The organism is Cupriavidus sp. GA3-3 (assembly GCF_000389805.1).
GTDB lineage: Bacteria > Pseudomonadota > Gammaproteobacteria > Burkholderiales > Burkholderiaceae > Cupriavidus > Cupriavidus necator_D.
In genome coordinates this window covers 173,459-196,075 of the sequence record NZ_KB944471.1, presented here as the reverse complement: position 1 = coordinate 196,075, position 22,617 = coordinate 173,459, and the positions used below count along the sequence as shown (strand labels likewise).

The window sequence follows — 22,617 nt, the reverse complement described above, 5'->3', positions numbered from 1 at the left end:
GCCGGCAGGCACGCCCGCTACCCGCTGTTGTTTTCGATGATCCGTCGCAGCATGCTGCGCAGCAGTTGGATCTCATCCTCGGAAAAACCGCGGAAGTGGTGGGCAAGTACCTTGCAGAAGATGGCGGGCAGCCGTTCCACCAGTTCCTGGCCCTGTGGCGTGACCGACAGGTCGACCACGCGGCGGTCGGCGTCGCGGCGCCGGCGTTCGATCAGCCCGCGCTTTTCCATGCGGCTGAGCAGGCGCGTGACCGAGCCCATGTCGGTATTCAGTTCGCGGCCCAGGTCGGTGACGGTCGAGGCGCGGCCGGTGGCCAGCATCATCAGGCAGCTGGCTTGTGCCTGCGTGATGTCCAGGCTGCTGACTTCCTGCTCGACCCCGTGCGCCAGCATGTTCCTGGCGCGCTGCATCAGGTAGCCGACGCTGTCGCACATCTGGTACTGGGCGGGATCGAACAGGCCGGCCGTGGATTCGGCTGGTTGATCGGAGGAAGGGAGCCGTGACATCTTTGCCTTTGCAATCTTTGCTGAGGCAAATATATGTTCACGTTTAACGATAAGCAAGAACGGAAATTGGTTATTCCACTTTTCGCAATGATATTCATTCGGTAAGTGGCGGTTCCGATCAACGCGTCTTGCGCTGCAACATGCTACAATGTTAGGTTACCTCAGATTCTCCAAAGCGAGACGCAGCAATGACCCGCGCCATCCGAAATATCGCCATCATCGCCCACGTCGATCATGGCAAGACCACCCTGGTCGACCAGCTCCTGCGCCAGGCAGGCACCTTCCGCGACAACCAGCAAGTCGCCGAGCGGGTGATGGACTCGAACGACCTGGAAAAGGAACGCGGGATCACGATTCTCGCGAAGAACTGTGCCGTCGAGTACAACGGCACCCATATCAATATCGTCGACACCCCGGGCCACGCCGACTTCGGCGGTGAAGTGGAGCGCGTGCTGTCGATGGTCGACGGCGTGCTGCTGCTGGTCGACGCGGTCGAGGGCCCGATGCCCCAGACCCGCTTCGTCACGCGCAAGGCGCTGGCGCTGGGCCTGAAGCCGATCGTGGTGGTCAACAAGATCGACCGCCCGGGCGCGCGCCCGGACTGGGTCATCAACCAGACCTTCGACCTGTTCGACAAGCTGGGCGCCACCGACGAGCAGCTCGACTTCCCGGTGATCTACGCCTCGGGCCTGAACGGCTTTGCCGGCCTGACCGAAGACGTGCGCGACGGCGACATGAAGCCGCTGTTCGAGACCGTGCTGGACAAGGTGCCGGTGCGTGACGACGATCGGGACGGCCCCCTGCAGCTGCAGATCATCTCGCTGGACTACTCCAGCTACGTCGGCAAGATCGGCGTGGGCCGCATTTCGCGTGGCCGCGCCCGTCCGCTGCAGGACGTGGTGGTCAAGTTCGGCCCGGAAGGCAACCCGATCAAGGGCCGCATCAACCAGGTGCTGAAGTTCCAGGGCCTGGAGCGCGAGATCGTGTCCGAGGCCGAAGCCGGCGACATCGTGCTGATCAACGGCATCGAAGAACTGGGTATCGGCTGCACCGTGTGCGCGCCGGAGGCCCAGGACGCGCTGCCGATGCTGAAGGTGGACGAGCCGACGCTGACCATGAACTTCTGCGTCAACACCTCGCCGCTGGCCGGCCGTGAAGGCAAATTCGTGACCAGCCGCCAGCTGCGCGAGCGCCTGGACCGCGAACTGAAGTCCAACGTGGCGCTGCGCGTGGCCGATACCGGCGACGACACCATCTTTGAAGTGTCTGGCCGCGGTGAACTGCACCTGACCATCCTGCTGGAAAACATGCGCCGCGAAGGCTACGAGCTGGCCGTGTCGCGTCCGCGCGTGGTGTTCAAGGAAATCGACGGCGTCAAGTGCGAGCCGTACGAACTGCTGACCGTGGACGTCGAAGACAGCCACCAGGGCGGCGTGATGGAAGAGCTGGGCCGCCGCAAGGGCGAACTGCTCGACATGGCGTCGGACGGCAAGGGCCGTACCCGCCTGGAATACCGCATCCCGGCCCGTGGCCTGATCGGTTTCCAGGGCGAGTTCATGACGCTGACGCGCGGCACCGGCCTGATCAGCCATATCTTCGACGACTACGCGCCGGTGCGCGAGGGCGGCCTGGGCGAGCGCCACAACGGCGTGCTGATCTCGCAGGACGACGGCGACGCCGTGGCTTACGCGCTGTGGAAGCTGCAGGACCGTGGCCGCATGTTCGTCAAGCCGGGCGATGCGCTGTACGAAGGCATGATCATCGGCATCCACAGCCGCGACAACGACCTGGTGGTCAACCCGATCAAGGGCAAGCAGCTGACCAACGTTCGTGCTTCGGGTACAGACGAAGCCGTGCGCCTGGTGCCGCCGATCCAGATGTCGCTCGAATATGCGGTGGAATTCATCGCCGACGACGAACTGGTCGAGCTCACGCCCAAGAGCATCCGCCTGCGCAAGCGCCACCTGAAGGAGCACGAGCGCAAGCGTGCTTCCCGCGAAGGCGCATAAGCGCTGACGCCGGCAATAAAAAAACCGCGCCCCGAAGGCGCGGTTTTTTATTGCGTGCCGGGCAGCGGCTCCAGTGCCGGTGCGCGCGGGCTGCGCCACTCGGGCGGCTTCCACAGGTAGCGCAGGTCGCGATCGCGCCAGGCATCGGCGAACATGTCGCGCCATTCGTGGAAGGTCAGCGTCAGCGGGTTATGGGTGCGCACCTGGCGGGTGATGCCGTACACCGGGGCCTCATGCTCGGGGACGAAGGTGCCGAACAGGCGGTCCCAGATCGTCAGCACACCGGCGTAGTTGCGGTCGATGTACTGCGGGTTCTTCGCATGGTGGACGCGATGGACCGATGGCGTATTCAGTAGCGACTCGATCAGCTGCCAGCGTTGCCCCAGCCGCGTATGCACGAAGAACTGGAAGGCCAGGTTCACGCCGACCGCCAGGATCACCCAGTCCGGCGTGAAGCCGATCCATGCCAGCGGAATCCAGAACAGCCACATGCCTGAGAGCGGATACGTCAGGCTCTGCCGGAACGCCGTCGAGAAATTCATGCCTTCCGACGAATGGTGCGTCACGTGCGAAGCCCACAGCCAGCGCACGCGGTGGCTGGCGCGGTGGAACCAGTAATAGAGAAAGTCCTGCAGCAGCAATAGCAGCGCGAATGACCACAGGGTCTCGGGCATGGCGCGCAGGCCGTGCTGGTAGCACCAGGTATAGACCGTGCGGATCATCAGCCAGAGGAAGAACGCATCCGAGGCCTGGTGCATCAGCGCCAGCGCTGCGTTGGATACGGTGTCGCGCAGGCTGTAGACGGTCGGGTCGCGGCGGGCCCAGTACCATGCCTCGGCGCCGATGGTCAGCAGGAACACTGGCGCAAAGGCCAGCAGCACCAGTCCGGGATCGAGCGATTCAGTGTTCATGCCGCCAGTTTGCATATTCCGCATGGAATTGCCACGAGGGGTTCCTCCAAACGGCGCTGCGCGGGGTCTCGCGGCGCATCCGCCACATGGTGGATTGCTGTACTGCCACGCAATTCTGTCACGCGTGTGAAGGTGGTGAATACCGGTAAAGGACGCAGCCAGCGTGCCGTAGTTGAACAGGGCGGCGGCGCGGCTCGCGCTCCCGATTTCCCCGATTCCTCTTCCCCCGGAGCCTTCATGTTCAAGAACACTACCATCGGAGCCAGATTGTGGTTCCTCACCATCGTCACAAACTTGTTGTTGTTGATTGTCGGCGCAGTGGGTTGGCTCGGCATGTCGCGCAGCAACGAGGCGACGCACCAGATCTATGGGCAGCAGCTGTCGGCCGCGGTCAACCTGGCCGAAGCGCGTTCGAACCAGCTGCTGGTGCGCGTACTGCTGGACCAGGCGACCTTCGCCACGGACCCCGCCGATGCCAAGGCGCGCGCCGCGACCGCGGAAGGCTTTGCGCGCGATTCAGAGAAGGCCTGGCAGGCCTATCTCGCCTTGCCGCGCTCGGCTGACGAAGCCAGGGCGGTGGAGGATGTCACCGCCAGGCGCGATGCGCTCTTCAAGCAGGGTGTCGCGCCGATGATCACTGCGCTGCATGCCGGCGACCGCGATGGCGTGATGAAGGCCGTGCTCGAAACCATCCCGCAGCTCGACATCGCCTTCACCGCCGTCAATGCCGAACTGAACAAGCTGCAGGTGGCCAGCGCCAAGCAGGTCTACGAGGCATCGCAGCAACGCTATCGCAACCTGTTCGCGCTGTCGGCATGCGTGCTGGCAGTGGGCCTGGCATTCAGCACCGTGGTGGCATGGCGCCTGCGCCGTTCGATCGTGCAGCCGCTGGATACTGCGATCGGGCGTTTCGAGAAGATCGCGGGTGGCGACCTGAGCGTCGCCGCTTCCGGCGGCGAGGTGCTGGCCGATGAGTCGGCGCGCAACGAGACCGCGCGCATGCTCGGCATGCTGGGACGGATGCAGGCCAGCCTGGTGGCCATGGTGGGCGACGTGCGTGGCGGCGCGGACTCGATTGCCTCGGCCAGCAAGCAGATCGCCAGCGGCAACGCCGACCTGTCGCAGCGTACCGAGCAGCAGGCGGCCTCGCTGGAAGAGACCGCCTCCAGCATGGAGGAACTGACCAGTACCGTGCGCCAGAATGCCGACAGCGCGCGCGAGGCCCGCGGGCTGGCAACGGATGCCGCGAGCCTGGCCGAGCGCGGCAGCGAGGCCGTGCTGCGCGTGGTCAACGTCATGCAATCGATCGATGCCAGCTCGGGCAAGATCGTCGACATCATCGACGTGATCGAGAAGGTTGCGTTCCAGACCAATATCCTGGCGCTGAACGCGGCCGTGGAAGCCGCGCGTGCCGGCGAGCACGGCCGGGGATTTGCCGTGGTGGCTGGCGATGTGCGCGACCTGGCGCAGCGCTGCGCCGGCGCATCGAAGGAGATCCGCGCGCTGATCGGCGCCTCGGTGGCCAATGTGCGTGAGGGCTCGGGGCTGGTCGATGACGCCGGTCGGGCGATGCAGGACATCGTCGACGCGGTGCAGCGTGTCAGGGCCATCATCGGCGATATCAGCGCGGCCTCGGACGAGCAGTCCAACGGCATCGAGCAGGTCAACGTGGCGGTGTCGCAGATGGACAGCATGACGCAGCAGAATGCGGCGCTGGTGGAGCAGGCGGCCGCCGCGGCGGCATCGCTCGAAGACCAGGCGCAGCGCCTGACCTCGCTGGTGGCGACGTTCCGGCTGGCCTGACGGTGCCGGGCGCATGCGCAGTGACTGCACATGCGCAGCAAGCTGCCCACAGGGGTGCGCTTGCCGATGCGACTGGCGTAAAATCGCGAGTTGCATTGGAGGAGTACGACATGACTGAATTCGTCACGACCGAGGTCCGCGGTGGCATCGGATACCTGACGCTGAACCGCCCGCAGGCGCTCAACGCCCTGTCGCTCGACATGATCCGCGCCATCACCCAGGCGCTGCAGACCTGGGCCGCCGCACCCGAGGTGGCGGCCGTGGTGGTTGCCGGTGCCGGCGGCAAGGCCTTCTGCGCCGGGGGCGATATCCGCTATTTCCACAAGGCTGCGCACGAAGGCGATCCGCTGCTCGACCAGTTCTTTGTCGAAGAATACGCGCTGAACTTCCTGATCCACCGCTATGCCAAGCCCTATATCGCACTGATGGACGGCGTGGTGATGGGCGGCGGCATGGGCATCTCGCAAGGGGCGCGGCTGCGCCTGGTCACCGATCGCACCAAGATGGCGATGCCGGAAACCAATATCGGCCTGTTCCCGGATGTGGGCGGCGGCTGGTTCCTGGCGCGCACGCCGGGCCGCATCGGCGAGTACCTGGGGCTGACCGGCACCGTGATCCATGCCGCCGACGCACTCTACGCCGGGCTGGCCGACGCCTATCTGCCGGGCAACCGGCTGGCCGAGCTGGTCGATTCGCTGCGCACGCAGCAGTTTGCCAGCGGCGACGCCGTGCTGGCGCACATCGAAGGCTTTACCGCTGCGCACCGCGATGACTGCGTGCCGGCGCAAAGCACGCTGGCCGGGTTGTCGGCGCAGATCGACAGCCTGTTCGCCGGCAACACCATGCCGGACATCCTCGCCGCCGTCAGCGACGCCCCGGGCGACTGGGCCGCGCAGACCGCCGCCATGCTGCGCAGCCGCTCGCCACTGATGCTGTGCGTGACGCTGGAGCAGATCCGCCGTGCGCGCAGCATGTCGCTCGAAGACGAGCTGCGCATGGAACTGGACATGATGCATTACGTGTTCCGCAACGGCGACGGTGTCGAGGGCATCCGCGCACTGGCTGTCGACAAGGACCACAAGCCGCGCTGGCAGCATGCGCGGCTTGATGATGTCAGCCGCGAGAAGGTGCTGTCGTTCTTCGACAGCCCGTGGCGCGCCGAGGAACATCCGCTGGCGTCGCTCGGCAAGACTGCCTGACATCCGCTGCGCAGGACGTGGCGGCGCCGACTCGGGTAGAGTGACGGCTGGACCGGCGCACGCGGCCAGGCCAACCCTGGCCGCGTGCGCCGTCCGCGTCATTCCGTCCACACAGTCAAAGGAGCCGCAATGAGTAATCCTCGTGATGTCGTTGTACTGGTGGGAAGCCTGCGCAAGGAGTCATACAACCGCAAACTGGCCAAGGCGCTGATCGCGCTGGCGCCGCAGCAACTCAAGCTGGAGATTGTCGAGATCGGCGAGCTGCAGCTGTACAACCAGGACCTGGACGACAAACCTACCCAGGCCTGGACCACGTTCCGCGACCGCGTCCGCCGCGCCGACGCCGTGTTGTTCGTGACCCCGGAATACAACCGCTCCGTGCCCGCGCCGCTGAAGAACGCCATCGACGTGGGCTCGCGGCCCTACGGCAGCAGCGTCTGGGACGGCAAGCCTGGCGCCGTCATCAGCGCTTCGCCCGGCGCCATCGGTGGCTTCGGTGCCAACCAGCACCTGCGCCAGTCGATGGTGTTCCTCAATGTCCCGATGCTGCAGCAGCCTGAGGCGTATATCAGCGGCGTCGACAAGCTGTTTGATGAGCAGGGCGGGATCGCCAATGAATCGACCAAGGGCTTTCTCGGCAAATTTCTGACGACGTTTGCAGGCTGGATCGAGCGGACTGCGCCGCGGTGATACTGCGGGGGCCGGGCGCTGTGAACCTCGACGCGGTAGCCTGTAACCGCGGTTTGGGGGGACGTGTCAGGTTACGAAGGCGTGCGCATCCGCCCCGGCTCCTGTCAGCGAACGTTCAGAGGTCGAGTCGAGAACCATCGAGTGCCATCCATGCCCAGAGGAGAAGCACCGGCATCCCGGCCAGCCAGCGCAGCCAAATGCTGCGGTTCATTGCCAGCAACGCCCAAATTGCAAGTGAGCAACCAAGCAGGAGTGCGAAGCACGACAGCAGGTAGTTCGCCTGTGATTGATATGCCCACATCGCCGCAGATGGTCCTTGGCCGCCGAACGGATAGTTCTCAGGGCCTGTCCAGGCTCCCCATATCTCTACCAGCATCAGCATGACGACGAGACCGAGGATGCTGGAACCGACAGCCTTAATAGCGAACTTCCAGTTCCATGTCTTTGGCATAGTACAAAAACTCTTTGGCAAAGGAATTCATTGAACTGGTGAGGTCGATGCAACCTGCAGAGCCAGGGTAGCTTCCGCCGTGGATCGTGAAATTGCTTCGGCCAAACACGTTTGTCCCCGGGCGTGGCTGGCAGTTCTGTTGAAGATGCTTGTAATTTCCCAGCGTTGAAAATCATCCTGCCGCGCGGGGTGCGGGCCCCCTGTCAGGGGCGGGCGCGCACGTTTCCATTTGCACGCAGAGGGCTTCGGGAATCAATCAGCGCAGTCCGAATGTGCATGTTATCTGTGCTGCACGTCTTCTATTTCTTGTGGCATTCAATGGCCGTGCTGACCTAGCCCAGTTAAGCCGTGCACGCGGAGTGATGCCAAGGAGCCGTTTCAGCATCGCGAGTGCACCTGTGTTGCTTCGATCGATCTCGATCTGCCCTCGATGGTAAACTCAAGCGCTTCCGCTCATCAGCGAACTTGCCGTTTCCCGGCAGGCTGACGAGGCAGTTTTTGAGTTTTTCTAAGTAGGAATATCGGTCCAGGCGGATCGTTGTGAAATGACTGATTATCAAGGGAAGATCGCTGCTGCAAGCCCGCGCCGGGTGTCCGTGGCCCCGATGATGGACTGGACCGACCGCCATTGCCGCATGTTCCACCGCCAGCTCAGCCGCCACACCTGGCTGTACACCGAGATGGTGACCACCGGCGCGCTGCTGCATGGCGACGTCCCGCGCCACCTGGACTTCGATGCGGCAGAACACCCGGTCGCGCTGCAGTTGGGCGGCAGCGAGCCGGCAGATCTTGCCATGGCGGCCAAGCTGGGGCAGCAGTGGGGCTATGCGGAAGTCAACCTGAACTGCGGCTGCCCGTCCGAGCGCGTGCAGCGCGGGGCCTTCGGCGCGTGCCTGATGGCCGAGCCGCAACTGGTGGCCGACTGCGTCAAGGCGATGCGCGATGCGGTGGATATCCCGGTCACCGTCAAGCATCGCATCGGCATCGACAAGATCGAGCACTACGATTTTGTTCGTGATTTCGTCGGCCGGGTGGCCGAGGCGGGTTGCGGCACGTTTATCGTCCACGCGCGCAATGCGATCCTGAAGGGCCTGAGCCCGAAAGAAAACCGTGAGATTCCGCCGCTGCGCTATGAGGTGGCGTACCAGCTGAAGCAGGAGTTTCCTGGGCTGGAGATCCTGATCAACGGTGGCATCGTCAGCTATGACGAGGTGGCGGCCCACCTCGAGCACGTCGATGGCGTGATGATCGGTCGCGAGGCATACCATCAGCCCTATGTATTGGCCGAAATGGATGCGCGCTTCTATGGCGATGCGAGTGCGCCGGCGCCGTCGCGGCTCGATGTCGAGCTGGCGATGCAGCGCTATATCGGCGACCTGGTGGAGCGGGGTGGCTATATGGGCGCGGTCACGCGCCACATGCTTGGCCTGCATCGTGGCATCGCGGGCGGGCGTGGCTGGCGCCGCGTGCTGTCGGATGCCAAGCGCATGAATGCGGCACGCACGCGAGCCGATGTGGATGCACTGTTCGAAGAGGCGCGCGCGCACTTGCGGCCGCAGGCACAAGAGCCTCTGGCCGCGTAAGCGAGCGTGGGCTGCGCGTTCTGCCGAGGCCGCGCTCTAACTCCGAATCGTGAAAATGTGCATGGCTGCGCGGGGGTACCGCGCGCCGCACTTGCAATGCCTGATCGCCCGGAAACCGGCGCCAGGAAAGGGATTCCCCTAATTCGCTGAGGCAGGGCACTTTCATACACTGTGCCTGCCCTCGAATACAGGGCTTTCTTCAACTGATTATTAGCCCGCTTCGGCGGGCTTTTTTTTCGTCGCAGTACTCTTGTTGCTACGCCAGGCTTGTTGCTCTTCGTTTACCCGAATGGTGCATTCCCAGCATGACAGTTACAGTGCAACCGCCTTCAGGGCATTTGAGATCGCTAAATTTAAGAGTCCGCGCTGCGGACTCTTTTTTTGCGCGCTCGCTTTGCTTGCGCCGACGAGGGGATTAGACGGTTGTCCCCGTAAAGAGTTCCATCGGTCACGCCAGCAGGCTAGCGCGTATGGCTGATGCCTACGTCCAGCGTGCCGTACGTCGTGATGCTCGATTCCCTGCCGTCGACCCCGCCGCCAGCGCATCCGCCGAGCAAGGCCGCCAATGCCGTCAGCGCAAGAATCCGCGCTGGCCATCTACACTTGATTTGCATTCCCGTTTCCTGCCGTTCGTAGACGTGTCGATTTTGTCGATGACGTCGATTGGGCTCTCAGATGCTCGTGAGGTTCCTTCGCCAGGTGCTGGCGCCACGACAATGAGAAGGCAGGGTGGCCAAAAAGAGGCAGGCGGCCCGATGGGGCGGGCCGCCTGACGGGAAGGTCGAGGGGGGTCAATGTCCCTCAGGCACAAGTATCGCTTCGCGCATTTGCGGCATGAACCCTGCAGAGGTAGGGGCTGTGCACAGCATATTTCCGCGAGCGAATCAGCGGCAGGCGCGAAGGTGCCAGCGCCGGGCGGGCGCCCTGGTCGGCGGCCGTGATACGATCCCTCGCATAGCCCCAGGCGAGACAAGGCATGGCACGCGGACCGAGCCGGCAGGGGGAGCAGCGTGGAAAAAGAAAACGTGGAAAACGAAGCGCCGTTCGGCGTTGTCTATGAAGACTTCCGGGTGATCTGGGTTGCCGAGCAACTGCAGGACGGCAAATGGACGGCACGCTACTGCTGGCATCCCGGCACTTCGGAAGCTGCTGGCAAGGCGTTGCAGGAAGCCGTGCTGAACGGCAAGTCGCGCCGCCTGTTGGGGCAGTTCGATACCGAAGCGGAGACCGTCGAAGCCATCAAGCAGGCAGTGCTGCTTGAAGCAAAGTGGAGCCCGTCCAGAACCTGAGCTTTTCTCTCAAAAAAATTGTGCGGAATACTAGCCATTCCGGCAAACTGTTTGTATAATCTTGGTTTTCGTCGATCAGCAACGTAACGCGCTGATGACCTCTACGGTGGCTGTAGCTCAGTTGGTAGAGTCCAGGATTGTGATTCCTGTCGTCGTGGGTTCGAGTCCCATCAGCCACCCCAAATTTTCTTTCGCATCAAGGCCTTACGGGCTTTCTAACCGTCCCATGATGCGGAATTTCCCACGGAAATGGGAATTTCCCCACGGCGCCACTGGCGCTGTTTCTGTTTTCTGCTCCCTTATTCTGTTGCTGCTGCCCGTTTGACCTTGCGCCGATCGTAGTGACGGTGGGTGGTCGATGGGTTGGCGTGCGCCGCGAAGTCGTAGGCGTCGGCGGACCTGCGCTCGAGCTTGGTGGTGATCGCTGCGGGGCGGATGTCCATGGCGGCGAAGTGGACCTCGTATGCCTTCAGGGTTGTCATGCTGCCTCCCTAGCGGCGAGCATGGCGTCGGCCTCGATGTAGCGGAGGCGGGCACGCGCATCAGCCCAGAAGATCGCGTTGGCTAGCGGGTGGGCGGCGTAGTCAGGCATGGCGCGGCCGAGCAGTTGCTCCGCATAGCGGACGCCGATTTCATCGCCAACGACAACCTTCGCGGCGAAGTAGTCGCGAAGGGTCATGCCGCCAACTATCTCGTTCGGGTAGTCCTTGTTGAACGACGTGGGAAATGCCGAGCCGCCGTTGTCGATGTCGGTACTCACCCGCCGCCGCATGCCGACGCGCCAGGACATCGCCCTGGTGCAGAACACGCAAGCCGACATCCTGGATCTCTGGTCGCGCGGCCTGGCCGAGCGCGACAAGGGCATTCAGGACCGGGCGGCAGCCTGGCTGAATAGCTGGAACGAAAAGAACCCGGAATCACCCATCCTGATCAACGGGCGCCAGTTGCAGAGCCGCGTCAAGCAGATGGCGACGCCGAGCGCAGATCGGATGTTGAAAGGGGCGCCGAAGGGTCTGCGCGGCCGGCTGGCCGGCGAGTTCGCTGCTGGCCGCCCCGCGAAGGAGGGGAGTGATGAAGCGCTACTTCTGAAACGTGCTGATCGCCGTCGACCAACTCGGCAACGCGCTAGCCGCCGGCGACCCAGACGAGACGATCAGGCGTTTCTTCCCAGCAAGCATGCCGGCGCTATTCTTCGTCGCGCTCTGGATTGGTTCCATCGACCCGGCTCAAGTACCGGTGCATTGTCCCGTCTAGCCTGTGAACGTAGAGATCGACGCGTTCGGCACAGGCGGCTGTCCAGCCGTCACGGACGGCGTCCGCTTTCGTAGTGAACGGGATATTCGGACTGCCGTCTCGACAAATGTCCCAATGGCCGAGATGCGGCATGATGTGAACGTGTCGCATTTTGGGACCCCCGCATCAGTATGCAATTCGAGTCTAGGGCCTACACATGAGCAATCAATGTTGGACAGATGCTCAATCGGGCCTGTCTGGCAAAAGAAAAGCCCTCGACCAGGGTGGCGAGGGCCCGAAGTGGAGGCAGGCGTGTCGCAGGACCGCCCACTTAGAATCCAACTGAGGGCATGACCTTAATCGGCATCACGGACGCAAGTGAGCGCGCTCGCGTCGCAATCGCGAAAATCGATCTCACTTGGCTCGTTTTCCACGCCATGGATCGTGAGGACGGCATCCTGCGCCATTGCCATTTGAACGCCTGCGGCAATCGCTGCGCCGCGGGAGGGATAGGTTACACGCGTGCCGCTTGGATCATCGGTTTCTACGGCCCATCGGGATTCTTCGGTCAGCACAACCTGGACGGTATTGACAGACATTAATGCACCTCCTTGGTTGGGGCATGTCTTCGTTGTAGGCGCGATGAGTCGAACTCGATGTCGGGCAACCTCCTACCTTCGTGGATGGAGATGGCAAATAGCTGGTCAGAGGCGCATTCGTGTCAGGAAAGCGCGCTATACGTTGTGCAAAACCGCCGATCCGTGCAAAAAAGCCCTCGGTCGGGTCGAGAGATCGAAGGGAGGGTGTATTCGAGCCGTCGTCAGGCGCCGGTGCCAACATGGCGTTCCTGTTCTCAGAGGCCTATGCTTAACTCAGTCTTCTGCACGCTAACCGCGATGAAGCGCCACGTTTCTCACCTACCCGGCCACCCAGAACTCCCCGTGCACGGCGCGCGCTATTACTTCGCGCTGGTTGCTGGGCTGATCATTCTGGGCGGGCTGTACCTCGCCGTCGCAGTGTAGCGAGCTCGATGCATTGCAGTCAAAGCGCAGGAACAAGCGGTCCCACGCCTGTCGTGGATGTCCCGGTTGCCTCTGCAGTTTGGGGCGATGCTCAGCGGGAGCGAAAAATGCAAGCGATATTTGCCAGAGGCTACACGCAACGGCCCGTGATAGTCGTGGCCCGAGAATACGCGGTTGACGGTATTCAAGTTGACGTGGGAGATCTAGTGACCGTTCGCGTCCTTGATCAGGATGTCGAGTTTGGCATCCGCCTATCCGGTCCCGGGGACAGCGTGGACAGCTGGCGGGGCACGATTTTTCATATTGCGCGCGGTGAAGAGGCGCTTACGTATGCAGAAGGGCTTGAGCTTGACGACATCGTGGATGTCTCGCGCGCGGAGATGGCCGAGATCATTAAGCACAACGACGATTCCCGATCTGTTTCGGCTCGCTCGATCCCGGATGGCGGCGTGGTGTAAGCCATGACGCCGGCGGTCTCCGGCACGCTTTAGATCACTGCTTCTTTCCGCCAGATCTCGGCCACAGTGGTCATCCCCTCCTTGCTCCGCCATGCAAAAATCATGCAAAAAAGCCGCGTACAAGGCGGGCTACGGAAAGTTTGCGCCGGTGGTGGTCGGGTATGTCTCGGGGGTTGCTGCAGGCAAGGGGCGCCGTTGGCGGGCCAAAAATTGAGGTGGCGCATGGGGCTCGCACGGGTTACAATTTTTCCCACGGCACCCGTAGAAGCCGCATGAATGCTTGTGAAAAATTGAGCGTTCATGGGAAAAAAACGAGGCCGAAAGCGTTGATTCCAAAGGGGAAAATGGCGATTGATGCGGGGATTGAGATTCCTGTCGTCGTGGGTTCGAGTCCCATCAGCCACCCCAAAGCATTTCCCAGAACGGCGCCTCGCGAGGGCGCCGTTCTGCATTTCCCGGGGGCGGTATGTCTGTTCGAGCGGCAGCGGTTGGCGTAGCGATGGCAGCCATGGTGGCAGGGTGTGCCACCGGCACTTCTGAAAAGGACATTCGCGCGCGTGCGCCGATGCGCTTGTTCACGCCCGCCAAGATGGGTGAGGTTGCGAAATGCCTGCGCAACAATCTGGGCGATGACGCCGCGGTCGTCAACTATCCGGCGAAGAGCCAGACCGAGATCCGCATCGGCCAGACCACGTCTGGCGGTGAATACCAATACGCCTATCTGATTTCGCTGACGGCGAAGCCGGATGGTACGGCGCTGGAGCTGCGCAAGAGCGATACGTGGTTCCCGCAGCTGACGCCGACGGAGCTGGAAGCCGAAGCCAAGGCGTGTGCGCCGCGTAGCTGAGGACGGCGCCCGCAGCTGCTCGGAGACAGCCGGCAGATTTCAGGCGGCCAGCTTTTCGGCGGTTTCGAGTTCAAGCATGCGGCAGATCGCCGCCATGCTGCCGACCATGGTGCGGCGCTGCGTACCCTGGTAGACGCGTACGCCCTTGCTCTGGCGGAACGGCACGGGCTTGACCGGGCGACGGGCGGCGACTTGGTGGATTTGCGGCATGGTGGCACCTCTTTTAGGCAAAGCGGGGTCAACACCCGGCAAGCCGGGCGGCGTCTGCAAAGCAATGGAAGCGGGTGGGCCCGCGCAGGCGGTTGGCCTGCGGTGCCCGGCTAGAAGCCGGAAGATCGGATCAGCCCGACGGCGATGCCTTCCAGCGAGAACTCCTCCCCAGGCTCCACGATAATGTTGGTGAAGTCCGGGTTTTCTGCGATCAGTTCGATATGGCCACCGCGCCGCTGCAGGCGCTTGACGGTCACGTCATCACCCAGGCGCGCCACCACGATCTTGCCGTTGTCGGCTTCGCTGGCGCGGCGCACGGCCAGCAGGTCGCCGTCGAGGATGCCGGCATCGCGCATGCTCAGGCCGCGCACTCGCAGCAGGTAATCGGGGCGTTCGTCGAAGACCGAGGCGTCGACCTGGTACTGGCGGTCGATATGCTCGGCGGCGAGTATCGGGCTGCCGGCAGCAACGCGGCCCACCAGCGGCAGCGTCAGCTGCATCACGCCGGCCATCGGCAACGAAAACTGGTCGGGCATTTCCGAATCGCTGCGTGCCACCTTCAGGCGGATGCCGCGTGAAGCGCCCGGGGTCAGTTCGATCACGCCCTTGCGTGCCAGCGCCCTCAGGTGTTCTTCCGCGGCATTGGGCGAGGAGAAGCCAAACTCTGCGGCGATTTCGGCGCGCGTGGGCGGAAAGCCGGTGCGGCGGATCGTGTTGCGGATCAGATCGAAAATCTGCTGCTGCCGGGGTGTCAGGGTCGCCATGGGATCGCCGTTCCGTGCGGGGTCGCGGGGTTTCGGGTAAGAGGATCGGTCGATCCTTTATCCTGCATCCGTCTGACCGGGCACTGTATGTTTAAACAGTATGCTGTGATTTTATACAGTATCGGCCTGAGCGCAAGCAGAATTTTTGGGGCGTGTCTCATGGACGGAATGCGGATCACCGGCGAGAGCCGCGGCGAGGCGGGGTGCGCCCGTTACAATCGGCATTCCTGCCTTTCCACTTTCTTTGCACGCTCCATGACCCAATTGCCTCGCATCGTCGTACTGGCCACCGGCGGCACCATTGCTGGCGCGGCCGGAAACTCTGCCAGCAGCGCACGCTACCAGGCGGCGACCGTGCCGGTGTCGTCGTTGCTGGCAGCGGTGCCCGCGCTGCAGTCGGCGGCTCGCATCGAGGCCGAGCAGGTGGCCCAGGTCGACAGCAAGGACATGACCTTCACGCTCTGGCAAACGCTGGCGGCGCGGGTTGAGCACTGGTCCGCGCAGCCCGACGTGGCTGGCATCGTGATCACCCACGGCACCGATACGCTGGAAGAAACTGCGATGGCGCTGCACCTGACGCAATCGTGTCCGGTGCCCGTGGTGATGACAGCGGCAATGCGGCCGTCGACGTCGCTGTCGGCCGATGGGCCGCTGAACCTGCTGGATGCGGTGCGCGTGGCCGCTCATCCCGATGCGCGCGGCAAGGGTGTGCTGGTGGTGCTGAACCAGCAGATCCACGCTGCGCGGGATGTGGCCAAGGCCCACACGTCGGCGGTGGACGCCTTTGTCTCGGCCTGCGGGCCGCTGGGTTTCGTGCAGGACGACTACGTGCGCTTCGCCCGCGCGCCACGCGCGGCCTGGGTGATCGGGCCGATGCCGGCGGCGTGGCCGATGGTGGAGATCGTGGCGAGCTACGCGCAGCCGGGCAGGGTGGCAGTGGATGCGCTGGTCCGCGCGGGTGTAGCCGGGCTGGTGGTGGCTGCCGCCGGCAATGGCTCGGTGCATGAGGTGCTGGCCGGGGCGCTGGCCGATGCCGCTGCCGCGGGGGTGGCCGTGGTGCGCAGTTCCCGCACCGGGGCCGGCCATGTGGCGATTCCGCCCCAGCTCAGCCCGACGGATGGAGCTTTTGTTTCCGCAACGGACCTCAATCCCTATAAGGCGCGCGTGCTGCTGGCCCTGGCGCTGGCAGCCGACTCAGGCCTGGCGCGGGATCCGGCAAGGCTGCAGGCCGTGTTTGCCAACGCCTGATTTGCCTGTGTAATCAGCGGCTTGCGCACTTGCCGCCATGCGCGCTATAATGTAAGGCTATTCAACCTTGCCACACCGGACTCGTGACGCCCGGGTGGCTAATCCAAAAGGAGCGTCAATGCGTCATTACGAAATCGTCTTCATCGTCCATCCGGACCAGAGCGAACAAGTGCCGGCCATGATCGAGCGCTACAAGCAGCTCGTGACCTCGCAGAACGGCAACGTTCACCGCGTGGAAGACTGGGGCCGTCGCCAGATGGCTTACATGATCCAGAAGCTGGCCAAGGCTCACTACGTTTGCCTGAACATCGAATGCGGCAAGGAAACGCTGGCTGAACTGGAACACGCTTTCAAGTTCAACGACGCCGTCCTGCGCCACCTGATCGTGCAGACCAAGAAGGCCGAGACCGCACCTTCGCCGATGATGAAGGAAGTGCAGCGCGAAGAAGCCCGCAAGGCCGCGCAAACGACCACCGAAGGCCAGGCCGCCTGAGTGCGGACTGCGGTGCGCGCCATGGCTGACAGCGTCGGCTACGGCAGCATGGATTGCAACCAGCAAGAGGTCCCGCGTTGAACCAGCTTCGGCTTGCCGCCACCCTGGCGGAACGCGATGCCCTGCGCTATACCCCGGCCGGGGTTCCCGTCGTGAACTGCATCCTGCAGTACAGCGGCGAGGCCGTCGAGGCGCAAACGCCGCGGCAGGTCGAGTTTGCAATCTCAGCGATGGGGGTCGGACAGGTTGGCCAGCGTCTGGAGCGCTTACCGCTCGGCACGCTGCTCGACTGCGAAGGATTCCTGGCCCGCAGGCACCGCAACAGCAAGGCTCTCGTCTTTCACATCACTGGATGTAAAGCATTCGAAAAGGATTGAATCATGGCATTCGTCAAACGTGACAACAAGAACAAGAAGCGCTTCCAGCAACAGAACCCGCTGTTCAAGCGCAAGCGCTTCTGCCGCTTCACCGTGGCTGGCGTGGAACAGATCGACTACAAGGATCTGGACACCCTGAAGGACTTCATCGGCGACAACGGCAAGATCACGCCCGCCCGCCTGACCGGTACCAAGGCTCACTATCAGCGTCAGCTGGATACGGCCATCAAGCGTGCGCGTTTCCTCGCGCTGATGCCGTACACCGACCTGCACAAGAACTGATCAGGCCATAGGTCCGTTAAGGAGAGAATACGATGCAAATTATTCTGCTGGAAAAAGTCATCAACCTGGGCAACCTGGGTGACATCGTCAAGGTGAAGGACGGTTACGCCCGTAACTTCCTGATCCCGGGCAAGAAGGCCCGCCGTGCTACGCAAACCGCGATCGCCGAATTCGAAGTCAAGCGCGCCGAGCTGGAAAAGGCCGCTGCCGAGAAGCTGGCCGCTGCGCAAGCCGAAGGCGAGAAGCTGAGCGGCCTGAGCGTCCAGATCAGCCAGAAGTCGGGTGTGGACGGCCGCCTGTTCGGTTCCGTGACCAATGCCGACATCGCTGAAGCCCTGGCTGGCCAAGGCTTCAAGCTGGAAAAGGCCCAGGTTCGCATGCCGAACGGTCCGCTGAAGATGGTGGGCGACCACCCGGTCAGCGTTGCGCTGCACACGGACGTCGTGGTCGACGTGACCGTGTCGGTCGTGGGTGAGAGCGTCTAAGGACGTGCCGCCTTGCCGGCGCGCTGCGCCGGCTGAAGCACCGCAAGGAAGAAAGGCAGGAGCCCCGGCTCCTGCCTTTTTTTGTTGCCCGCTTGTCTTTGCCTGCCCGGTCGCCAAATGTCCGGCGAAGTGCGTCCTCCCGCCGTTATAATGCCTCCCCATGAACGCGCCCGTCGCCGACCCCCAACTCGAGAACCTCAAAGTCCCGCCGCATTCCATCGAAGCCGAGCAATCGGTGCTGGGTGGCCTGCTGCTGGACAACGCCGCCTGGGACCGCATTGCGGACTTCATTTCCGAGGCGGATTTCTATCGTTTTGACCACCGGATGATCTTCCAGAGCATCGCCCGGTTGATCTCGGCCACCAAGCCGGCCGACGTGATCACGGTCTATGAAATGCTGCAGGTCGCCGGCAAGGCCGAGGAGGTGGGCGGGCTGGCCTACCTGAATTCGCTGGCGCAGAACACGCCCAGCGCGGCCAATATCCGCCGCTACGCGGAGATCGTGCGTGAGCGCTCGGTGCTGCGCAAGCTGGTGACGGCGGCCGACGATATCGCCTCGGCCGCGTTCGCGCCCAAGGGCCGCGAGGTGCGCGAGCTGCTGGATGAGGCCGAGTCCAAGGTTTTTGCGATTGCCGAAGAAGGCTCGCGCGGCCAGAAGGGTTTCCAGGAAATCCAGCCGCTGCTGACCCAGGTGGTCGAGCGCATCGACGAGCTGTACCACCGCGATTCCACCACCGACGTCACCGGCGTGCCGACCGGCTTCATCGACCTGGACAAGATGACCAGCGGCATGCAGCCGGGCGACCTGATCATCGTGGCCGGCCGCCCGTCGATGGGCAAGACCGCGTTCTCGCTGAACATCGGCGAGCATGTGGCAGTGGAGCAGGGCCTGCCGGTGGCAGTGTTCTCGATGGAAATGGCGGGCACCCAGCTGGCCATGCGTATGCTCGGCTCGGTAGGCCGCCTCGACCAGCACCGGCTGCGCACTGGCCGCCTGCTGGATGAAGACTGGCCGCGGCTGACGCATGCGATCCAGCGCATGAACGACACCCAGCTGTTCATCGACGAAACTCCGGCGCTGAACCCGATGGAGCTGCGTGCCCGTTCGCGGCGCCTGGCGCGCCAGTGCGGGCAGCTTGGCCTGATCATCATCGATTACCTCCAGCTGATGTCAGGTTCGGGCGGCGGCGAGAACCGCGCCACGGAGATTTCAGAAATCTCCCGTTCGCTCAAGGGTCTGGCCAAGGAACTCAACTGTCCGGTGATTGCACTGTCGCAGCTGAACCGAAGCCTGGAACAGCGTCCCAACAAGCGTCCGGTGATGTCCGACCTGCGCGAATCCGGCGCTATCGAACAGGATGCCGACGTGATCCTGTTCATCTACCGCGACGAAGTCTATAACGCAGACTCCCAGGACAAGGGCACGGCCGAGATCATTATCGGCAAGCAGCGTAACGGCCCGATCGGCACGGTGCGCCTGACCTTCCTGGGCCAGTTCACCAAGTTCGACAACTTCAGCGGCGGCCCGGCTTTCTTCGACAACGATACCTGACGAAGTCAAGCCAGCCTGCAATCGTCCGTGCGGCGCCGTCTTGTTTGCGCCAAATTCGCGGGCAATGTCCCAGTAACCCTGTAAAATATTGCGCTTTGATGACAGTCGCCACCCGCGACTGTCATGCAACGCGTCCGCTCAATCCTGCAACACAATCAGCAGCGTCACCACGCTGCCACAAGGAACATTCCATGTTCGGCCGATTCATGCCCACGGAGGGCAAGTTCTTCGAATATTTCAACCAGCATGCCGACTGCGCGGTGACCGCCGCCCATGAGCTCCAGGCACTGGTCAACGACTTGCCCAACGCCGAGGCCCATGCCCGCCGCGTCCAGGCCACTGAAAAGAAGGCCGACCGGATCACGCACGACACCATCGACCTGCTGCACAAGACCTTCATCACGCCGCTGGATCGCGACGAGATCCACAAGCTCATCACGACCATGGACGACATCCTGGATCTGATGGAAGACGTGGCCGAGACCATCTCGCTGTACGACGTGACCAACCTGACCGACGAAGCGCTGCGCCTGGCGGCCATCTGCGTGCAGTGCTGCGACCAGGTCAAGATCGCGGTGGGCCTGCTCGAGGACATGGGCAATGCCAGCACCATCCTGAAGACCGCCCAGCAGATCGACCAGCTTGAATCTGAAGCCGACCGCGTGATGCGCTCGGCGATGTCCAAGCTGTTCCGCGACGAGACCGACGTCAAGCGCCTGATCAAGCTGAAGGCCATCTACGAACAGCTCGAGACGATCACCGACAAGTGCGAGGACGTCGCCAACATCATCGAAGGCATCGTCCTGGAAAACGCCTGAGGCGGCAATCGGCATGCAGACCATACAAATGAGCCTGTGGGTGATCGCCTTGCTGGTGGCGCTCGCGCTGCTGTTCGACTTCATGAACGGCTTCCACGACGCGGCCAACTCGATCGCCACGGTGGTGTCCACCGGCGTGCTCAAGCCGCACCATGCGGTGGCAATGGCGGCGATGTGCAACGTCGTCGCAATCTTTGTCTTTCACCTGAAGGTGGCGGCCACGGTGGGGACCGGCACCATCGACGTCAATATCGTCGACCACTACGTGATATTCGGGGCCCTGGTCGGGGCGATCGCCTGGAACGTCATCACCTGGTATTACGGCATCCCGTCGTCGTCGTCGCATGCGCTGATCGGCGGGCTGGTGGGTGCGGCGGTGGCCAAGGCCGGCACGGGCGCGCTGGTGGGCAGCGGCCTGCTGAAGACCGTGGCGTTCATCCTGGTCTCGCCGTTGCTGGGCTTCCTGCTCGGTTCGCTGATGATGGTGATGGTGGGCTGGACCTTCTTCCGCACGCCGCCGTCGCGGGTGGACCGCTGGTTCCGCCGGCTGCAGCTGGTTTCGGCCTCGCTGTACAGCCTGGGCCACGGCGGCAATGACGCGCAGAAGACCATCGGCATCATCTGGATGCTGCTGATTGCCAGCGGCCATGTGGTCGCCGGCGGCCAGCCGCCGACCTGGGTGATCGTCAGCTGCTACGTGGCCATCGGCATGGGCACGCTGTTCGGCGGCTGGCGGATCGTGCGCACCATGGGCCAGAAGATCACCAAGCTCAAGCCGGTCGGCGGCTTCTGCGCCGAGACGGGCGGGGCGATTACGCTGTTCTTTGCCTCGGCGCTGGGCGTGCCGGTATCGACCACGCATACCATCACCGGCGCCATCGTCGGCGTCGGCTCGGCGCAGAAGATGTCGGCGGTGCGCTGGGGCGTGGCCGGCAATATCGTCTGGGCCTGGGTGCTGACGATCCCGGCGTCGGCCTTCATGGCGGCGATCGCATGGTGGATCGGGCGGCATATCCTGTAAGGCAGGGGCCGCCGTACCAACAAGAAGCCAGGCTGATGCCTGGCTTTTTGTTTGGGCGCTTCACTGGTTGGCGAAGGCCGCGATGGGATCGTCGTCTACCCCAAGCGGTGCCGAGGCCGGCGCCGGCTCAGGCAGCGGTGGCGCGGCCGGGGCTGCCACTGGCGCGGGCGGCTGGTTGACCGCCGCGACCACGCGGCGCGCGCCGTTGTAGCGCGAGGCCCAGTAAGGCTTGCCCATGTCTTCGAGACGGACCGTGCCGCCGGACGACGGTGCATGGACAAAGCGGTTCTGTCCGACGTAGATGCCCACGTGCGAATTGGCGCGGCCGGTGGTGTTGAAGAACACCAGGTCGCCGGATGCCACTTCGCTGCGGTCCAGCGAGCTGCCGCGGACGCCCATCGCCTCGGTGGTGCGCGGCAGGTTCACATTGGCCGCGCGCGACACCACGTAGCGCACCAGCCCGCTGCAGTCGAAGCCGGAGTCCGGTGTATTGCCGCCGTAGCGATAGGGTGTGCCGACCAGGGACATCGCCTGGATCGAAATCTCTTCCAGTCCGGCGCTGGGGTCGATCATGGGTTTGCCCGGCGTCCGCGGCAGGCCGGCGTGGCGCGAAGACGGGGAACTGGCGCAGGCCGCCAGCAGCAGGGCGGTGGCGCAGAGCAGCGGCAGCCGGACCTGGGCAAGCAGGCCCTGCGCACGCAGTGGATGGGTAGGGATTCGGGTACGGCGCAATGGCATCCTGGGTTTCCGGTCGCCGGCCTGCCGGCGCACCGGAAGCCTTGCCGCTACCAGCGTAGCTGGGCGTTGCGCGTACCGGTGCTGACCTTGATGGACTTGGCCTGGCCCTTGTAACTGGCCTCGATATTGTAGCTGCCTTCGGGCGCACGTATCAGGCAGCGCGGGCCGGCGGCGCGGAAGCTGGCGACTTCCTGCCCGTCGCGCATCAGCCGGACTGCCACGTCCGACAGGAATTCACCGTTCGCACCCTGGGTGAACAGGATGCCCATGTTGAAGTCCTTTTCCTTCGCGGCCAGCGCCTGGCGCTCGTCCTCGGCGACACCGCCGCAGACGTAGCTGACCGGGCCCATGGTGCGGATCACCATTTCTTCGGCGGCGGCATGGGCCGGGCGCCAGCTGGCGGCCAGCGCCATGCCGGCGGCTGCCAGCATGGCCAGTGCAAGGCGCTGCCTGTGCTGGCTGCGGGCGACGGCAGGCGCATGCCCGCCGGGCAGATGCTGGGTATTCATCGACGCCTCCAGTGGGGATGCGGGGCAACGGCAAACATGGGGCCATCATAGCCCCAAAGTGCTTGCCGTTGACGACGGCGCTCAGGCGCTGCGGGCGCGCCCCGCCACCGGCAGGGCGC

At 63.6% G+C, this 22,617-nt stretch carries 27 protein-coding genes and 1 tRNA gene; 17 read left to right on the top strand and 11 right to left on the bottom strand.

Annotated elements, in window-relative coordinates; translation table 11 throughout:
• Window positions 1-17: 17 nt before the first annotated feature.
• Window positions 18-506, bottom strand: a complete 489-nt coding sequence (locus tag C265_RS10915; RefSeq protein ID WP_010809494.1) for a MarR family winged helix-turn-helix transcriptional regulator — start codon at window positions 504-506, stop codon at window positions 18-20.
• Window positions 507-694: 188 nt separating this feature from the next.
• Here C265_RS10915 and typA point away from each other — a divergent pair, with 188 nt between their 5' ends.
• A complete protein-coding gene (typA, locus tag C265_RS10910) occupies window positions 695-2,515 on the top strand; it encodes a translational GTPase TypA (protein WP_010809495.1) in 1,821 nt (606 codons plus the stop codon).
• Between the two features lie 47 nt (window positions 2,516-2,562).
• Here the strand turns inward: typA and C265_RS10905 are convergent, their stop codons facing one another.
• Window positions 2,563-3,426, bottom strand: coding sequence for a sterol desaturase family protein (locus tag C265_RS10905; RefSeq protein WP_011615596.1), 864 nt, complete (start codon window positions 3,424-3,426; stop codon window positions 2,563-2,565).
• 237 nt (window positions 3,427-3,663) lie between these two features.
• Between C265_RS10905 and C265_RS10900 the strand changes: the two genes are divergently transcribed.
• The 3 genes from C265_RS10900 (at window position 3,664) to C265_RS10890 (ending at window position 7,118) form a co-directional block, all read left to right on the top strand.
• On the top strand, window positions 3,664-5,229 hold the full coding sequence (locus C265_RS10900; RefSeq protein ID WP_010809497.1) for a methyl-accepting chemotaxis protein: 1,566 nt from the start codon (window positions 3,664-3,666) through the stop codon (window positions 5,227-5,229).
• A 110-nt stretch (window positions 5,230-5,339) separates the two neighbouring features.
• Window positions 5,340-6,428 carry an enoyl-CoA hydratase/isomerase family protein gene (locus C265_RS10895; protein ID WP_010809498.1) on the top strand — a complete coding sequence of 363 codons (1,089 nt, stop codon included), beginning with the start codon at window positions 5,340-5,342 and terminating at the stop codon, window positions 6,426-6,428.
• Between the two features lie 129 nt (window positions 6,429-6,557).
• On the top strand, window positions 6,558-7,118 hold the full coding sequence (locus C265_RS10890; protein ID WP_010809499.1) for an NADPH-dependent FMN reductase: 561 nt from the start codon (window positions 6,558-6,560) through the stop codon (window positions 7,116-7,118).
• Window positions 7,119-7,233: 115 nt separating this feature from the next.
• On the opposite strand, the gene C265_RS10885 is transcribed toward C265_RS10890, so the two are convergent.
• Window positions 7,234-7,569, bottom strand: a complete 336-nt coding sequence (locus tag C265_RS10885; RefSeq protein WP_010809500.1) for a hypothetical protein — start codon at window positions 7,567-7,569, stop codon at window positions 7,234-7,236.
• Between the two features lie 545 nt (window positions 7,570-8,114).
• Here C265_RS10885 and dusA point away from each other — a divergent pair.
• The 3 genes from dusA to C265_RS10870 all read left to right on the top strand — a co-directional run bounded on the left by dusA (window position 8,115) and on the right by C265_RS10870 (window position 10,623).
• On the top strand, window positions 8,115-9,152 hold the full coding sequence (gene dusA, locus C265_RS10880; RefSeq protein ID WP_010809501.1) for a tRNA dihydrouridine(20/20a) synthase DusA: 1,038 nt from the start codon (window positions 8,115-8,117) through the stop codon (window positions 9,150-9,152).
• Window positions 9,153-10,177: 1,025 nt separating this feature from the next.
• Window positions 10,178-10,441, top strand: coding sequence for a hypothetical protein (locus C265_RS10875; RefSeq protein ID WP_010809503.1), 264 nt, complete (start codon window positions 10,178-10,180; stop codon window positions 10,439-10,441).
• A 106-nt stretch (window positions 10,442-10,547) separates the two neighbouring features.
• Window positions 10,548-10,623: transfer RNA gene (locus C265_RS10870), tRNA-His, on the top strand.
• Window positions 10,624-10,740: 117 nt separating this feature from the next.
• Here C265_RS10870 and C265_RS10865 read toward each other — a convergent pair.
• The 4 genes from C265_RS10865 to C265_RS31365 all read right to left on the bottom strand — a co-directional run bounded on the left by C265_RS10865 (window position 10,741) and on the right by C265_RS31365 (window position 12,273).
• Window positions 10,741-10,923 carry a hypothetical protein gene (locus C265_RS10865; protein WP_010809504.1) on the bottom strand — a complete coding sequence of 61 codons (183 nt, stop codon included), beginning with the start codon at window positions 10,921-10,923 and terminating at the stop codon, window positions 10,741-10,743.
• Window positions 10,920-11,231, bottom strand: a complete 312-nt coding sequence (locus C265_RS10860) for a hypothetical protein (RefSeq protein WP_144062244.1) — start codon at window positions 11,229-11,231, stop codon at window positions 10,920-10,922. The genes C265_RS10865 and C265_RS10860 overlap by 4 nt, the downstream gene beginning before the upstream one ends.
• Window positions 11,232-11,626: 395 nt before the next feature.
• The gene (locus C265_RS33185; protein WP_157886288.1) at window positions 11,627-11,827 is read right to left on the bottom strand and encodes a DUF2188 domain-containing protein; all 201 of its coding nucleotides are present in this window, start codon (window positions 11,825-11,827) and stop codon (window positions 11,627-11,629) included.
• 203 nt (window positions 11,828-12,030) lie between these two features.
• Window positions 12,031-12,273 (bottom strand): DUF2188 domain-containing protein, encoded by a 243-nt coding sequence (locus C265_RS31365; protein ID WP_010809506.1) that lies wholly within the window; start codon window positions 12,271-12,273, stop codon window positions 12,031-12,033.
• Window positions 12,274-12,803: 530 nt separating this feature from the next.
• Here C265_RS31365 and C265_RS10850 point away from each other — a divergent pair.
• On the top strand, window positions 12,804-13,154 hold the full coding sequence (locus tag C265_RS10850; protein ID WP_010809508.1) for a hypothetical protein: 351 nt from the start codon (window positions 12,804-12,806) through the stop codon (window positions 13,152-13,154).
• Between the two features lie 499 nt (window positions 13,155-13,653).
• Window positions 13,654-14,001, top strand: a complete 348-nt coding sequence (locus tag C265_RS10845; protein WP_011615589.1) for a hypothetical protein — start codon at window positions 13,654-13,656, stop codon at window positions 13,999-14,001.
• Between the two features lie 39 nt (window positions 14,002-14,040).
• Here the strand turns inward: C265_RS10845 and C265_RS32500 are convergent, their stop codons facing one another.
• Complete coding sequence (locus tag C265_RS32500; RefSeq protein ID WP_010809510.1) at window positions 14,041-14,211, bottom strand: hypothetical protein; 171 nt, start codon at window positions 14,209-14,211, stop codon at window positions 14,041-14,043.
• Window positions 14,212-14,321: 110 nt separating this feature from the next.
• A complete protein-coding gene (gene lexA, locus C265_RS10840; RefSeq protein ID WP_010809511.1) occupies window positions 14,322-14,975 on the bottom strand; it encodes a transcriptional repressor LexA in 654 nt (217 codons plus the stop codon).
• A 255-nt stretch (window positions 14,976-15,230) separates the two neighbouring features.
• Here lexA and C265_RS10835 point away from each other — a divergent pair, with 255 nt between their 5' ends.
• From C265_RS10835 to C265_RS10800, 8 genes are all read left to right on the top strand, one after another.
• On the top strand, window positions 15,231-16,223 hold the full coding sequence (locus C265_RS10835) for an asparaginase (RefSeq protein ID WP_037024100.1): 993 nt from the start codon (window positions 15,231-15,233) through the stop codon (window positions 16,221-16,223).
• Between the two features lie 118 nt (window positions 16,224-16,341).
• Window positions 16,342-16,716: a 30S ribosomal protein S6 gene (gene rpsF, locus C265_RS10830; RefSeq protein WP_010809513.1), complete on the top strand. Its 375-nt coding sequence runs from the start codon at window positions 16,342-16,344 to the stop codon at window positions 16,714-16,716.
• 77 nt (window positions 16,717-16,793) lie between these two features.
• Window positions 16,794-17,093, top strand: a complete 300-nt coding sequence (gene priB / locus C265_RS10825; protein ID WP_010809514.1) for a primosomal replication protein N — start codon at window positions 16,794-16,796, stop codon at window positions 17,091-17,093.
• A gap of 3 nt (window positions 17,094-17,096) precedes the next feature.
• Window positions 17,097-17,375, top strand: coding sequence for a 30S ribosomal protein S18 (gene rpsR / locus C265_RS10820; RefSeq protein WP_006163606.1), 279 nt, complete (start codon window positions 17,097-17,099; stop codon window positions 17,373-17,375).
• 32 nt (window positions 17,376-17,407) lie between these two features.
• Window positions 17,408-17,860 (top strand): 50S ribosomal protein L9, encoded by a 453-nt coding sequence (gene rplI / locus C265_RS10815; RefSeq protein ID WP_010809515.1) that lies wholly within the window; start codon window positions 17,408-17,410, stop codon window positions 17,858-17,860.
• Between the two features lie 160 nt (window positions 17,861-18,020).
• Entirely contained in the window at window positions 18,021-19,412 is a 1,392-nt protein-coding gene (locus C265_RS10810) for a replicative DNA helicase (protein WP_010809516.1), read from the top strand.
• 191 nt (window positions 19,413-19,603) lie between these two features.
• Window positions 19,604-20,230: a DUF47 domain-containing protein gene (locus tag C265_RS10805; protein ID WP_010809517.1), complete on the top strand. Its 627-nt coding sequence runs from the start codon at window positions 19,604-19,606 to the stop codon at window positions 20,228-20,230.
• Window positions 20,231-20,243: 13 nt separating this feature from the next.
• Entirely contained in the window at window positions 20,244-21,251 is a 1,008-nt protein-coding gene (locus tag C265_RS10800; protein WP_010809518.1) for an inorganic phosphate transporter, read from the top strand.
• A gap of 60 nt (window positions 21,252-21,311) precedes the next feature.
• Here C265_RS10800 and C265_RS10795 read toward each other — a convergent pair whose 3' ends face one another.
• Together C265_RS10795 and C265_RS10790 are read right to left on the bottom strand one after the other, a co-directional pair.
• On the bottom strand, window positions 21,312-21,989 hold the full coding sequence (locus C265_RS10795; RefSeq protein ID WP_010809519.1) for a C40 family peptidase: 678 nt from the start codon (window positions 21,987-21,989) through the stop codon (window positions 21,312-21,314).
• A gap of 47 nt (window positions 21,990-22,036) precedes the next feature.
• Entirely contained in the window at window positions 22,037-22,498 is a 462-nt protein-coding gene (locus C265_RS10790; RefSeq protein WP_010809520.1) for a hypothetical protein, read from the bottom strand.
• Window positions 22,499-22,617: the final 119 nt, after the last annotated feature.

Coding starts and splice junctions, on each gene's coding strand:
- C265_RS10800 (WP_010809518.1), top strand. CDS start 20,244: ATGCAGACCATACAAATGAGCCTGTGGGTGATCGCCTTGCTGGTGGCG.
- C265_RS10890 (WP_010809499.1), top strand. CDS start 6,558: ATGAGTAATCCTCGTGATGTCGTTGTACTGGTGGGAAGCCTGCGCAAG.
- C265_RS10795 (WP_010809519.1), bottom strand. CDS start 21,989: ATGCCATTGCGCCGTACCCGAATCCCTACCCATCCACTGCGTGCGCAG.
- C265_RS10915 (WP_010809494.1), bottom strand. CDS start 506: ATGTCACGGCTCCCTTCCTCCGATCAACCAGCCGAATCCACGGCCGGC.
- C265_RS10805 (WP_010809517.1), top strand. CDS start 19,604: ATGTTCGGCCGATTCATGCCCACGGAGGGCAAGTTCTTCGAATATTTC.
- C265_RS10885 (WP_010809500.1), bottom strand. CDS start 7,569: ATGCCAAAGACATGGAACTGGAAGTTCGCTATTAAGGCTGTCGGTTCC.
- C265_RS10810 (WP_010809516.1), top strand. CDS start 18,021: ATGAACGCGCCCGTCGCCGACCCCCAACTCGAGAACCTCAAAGTCCCG.
- C265_RS10850 (WP_010809508.1), top strand. CDS start 12,804: ATGCAAGCGATATTTGCCAGAGGCTACACGCAACGGCCCGTGATAGTC.
- C265_RS31365 (WP_010809506.1), bottom strand. CDS start 12,273: ATGTCTGTCAATACCGTCCAGGTTGTGCTGACCGAAGAATCCCGATGG.
- C265_RS10845 (WP_011615589.1), top strand. CDS start 13,654: ATGGCAGCCATGGTGGCAGGGTGTGCCACCGGCACTTCTGAAAAGGAC.
- C265_RS10900 (WP_010809497.1), top strand. CDS start 3,664: ATGTTCAAGAACACTACCATCGGAGCCAGATTGTGGTTCCTCACCATC.
- lexA (WP_010809511.1), bottom strand. CDS start 14,975: ATGGCGACCCTGACACCCCGGCAGCAGCAGATTTTCGATCTGATCCGC.
- typA (WP_010809495.1), top strand. CDS start 695: ATGACCCGCGCCATCCGAAATATCGCCATCATCGCCCACGTCGATCAT.
- C265_RS32500 (WP_010809510.1), bottom strand. CDS start 14,211: ATGCCGCAAATCCACCAAGTCGCCGCCCGTCGCCCGGTCAAGCCCGTG.
- C265_RS10905 (WP_011615596.1), bottom strand. CDS start 3,426: ATGAACACTGAATCGCTCGATCCCGGACTGGTGCTGCTGGCCTTTGCG.
- C265_RS33185 (WP_157886288.1), bottom strand. CDS start 11,827: ATGCCGCATCTCGGCCATTGGGACATTTGTCGAGACGGCAGTCCGAAT.
- C265_RS10895 (WP_010809498.1), top strand. CDS start 5,340: ATGACTGAATTCGTCACGACCGAGGTCCGCGGTGGCATCGGATACCTG.
- C265_RS10865 (WP_010809504.1), bottom strand. CDS start 10,923: ATGACAACCCTGAAGGCATACGAGGTCCACTTCGCCGCCATGGACATC.
- dusA (WP_010809501.1), top strand. CDS start 8,115: ATGACTGATTATCAAGGGAAGATCGCTGCTGCAAGCCCGCGCCGGGTG.
- rplI (WP_010809515.1), top strand. CDS start 17,408: ATGCAAATTATTCTGCTGGAAAAAGTCATCAACCTGGGCAACCTGGGT.
- rpsF (WP_010809513.1), top strand. CDS start 16,342: ATGCGTCATTACGAAATCGTCTTCATCGTCCATCCGGACCAGAGCGAA.
- C265_RS10835 (WP_037024100.1), top strand. CDS start 15,231: ATGACCCAATTGCCTCGCATCGTCGTACTGGCCACCGGCGGCACCATT.
- C265_RS10860 (WP_144062244.1), bottom strand. CDS start 11,231: ATGTCCTGGCGCGTCGGCATGCGGCGGCGGGTGAGTACCGACATCGAC.
- rpsR (WP_006163606.1), top strand. CDS start 17,097: ATGGCATTCGTCAAACGTGACAACAAGAACAAGAAGCGCTTCCAGCAA.
- C265_RS10790 (WP_010809520.1), bottom strand. CDS start 22,498: ATGAATACCCAGCATCTGCCCGGCGGGCATGCGCCTGCCGTCGCCCGC.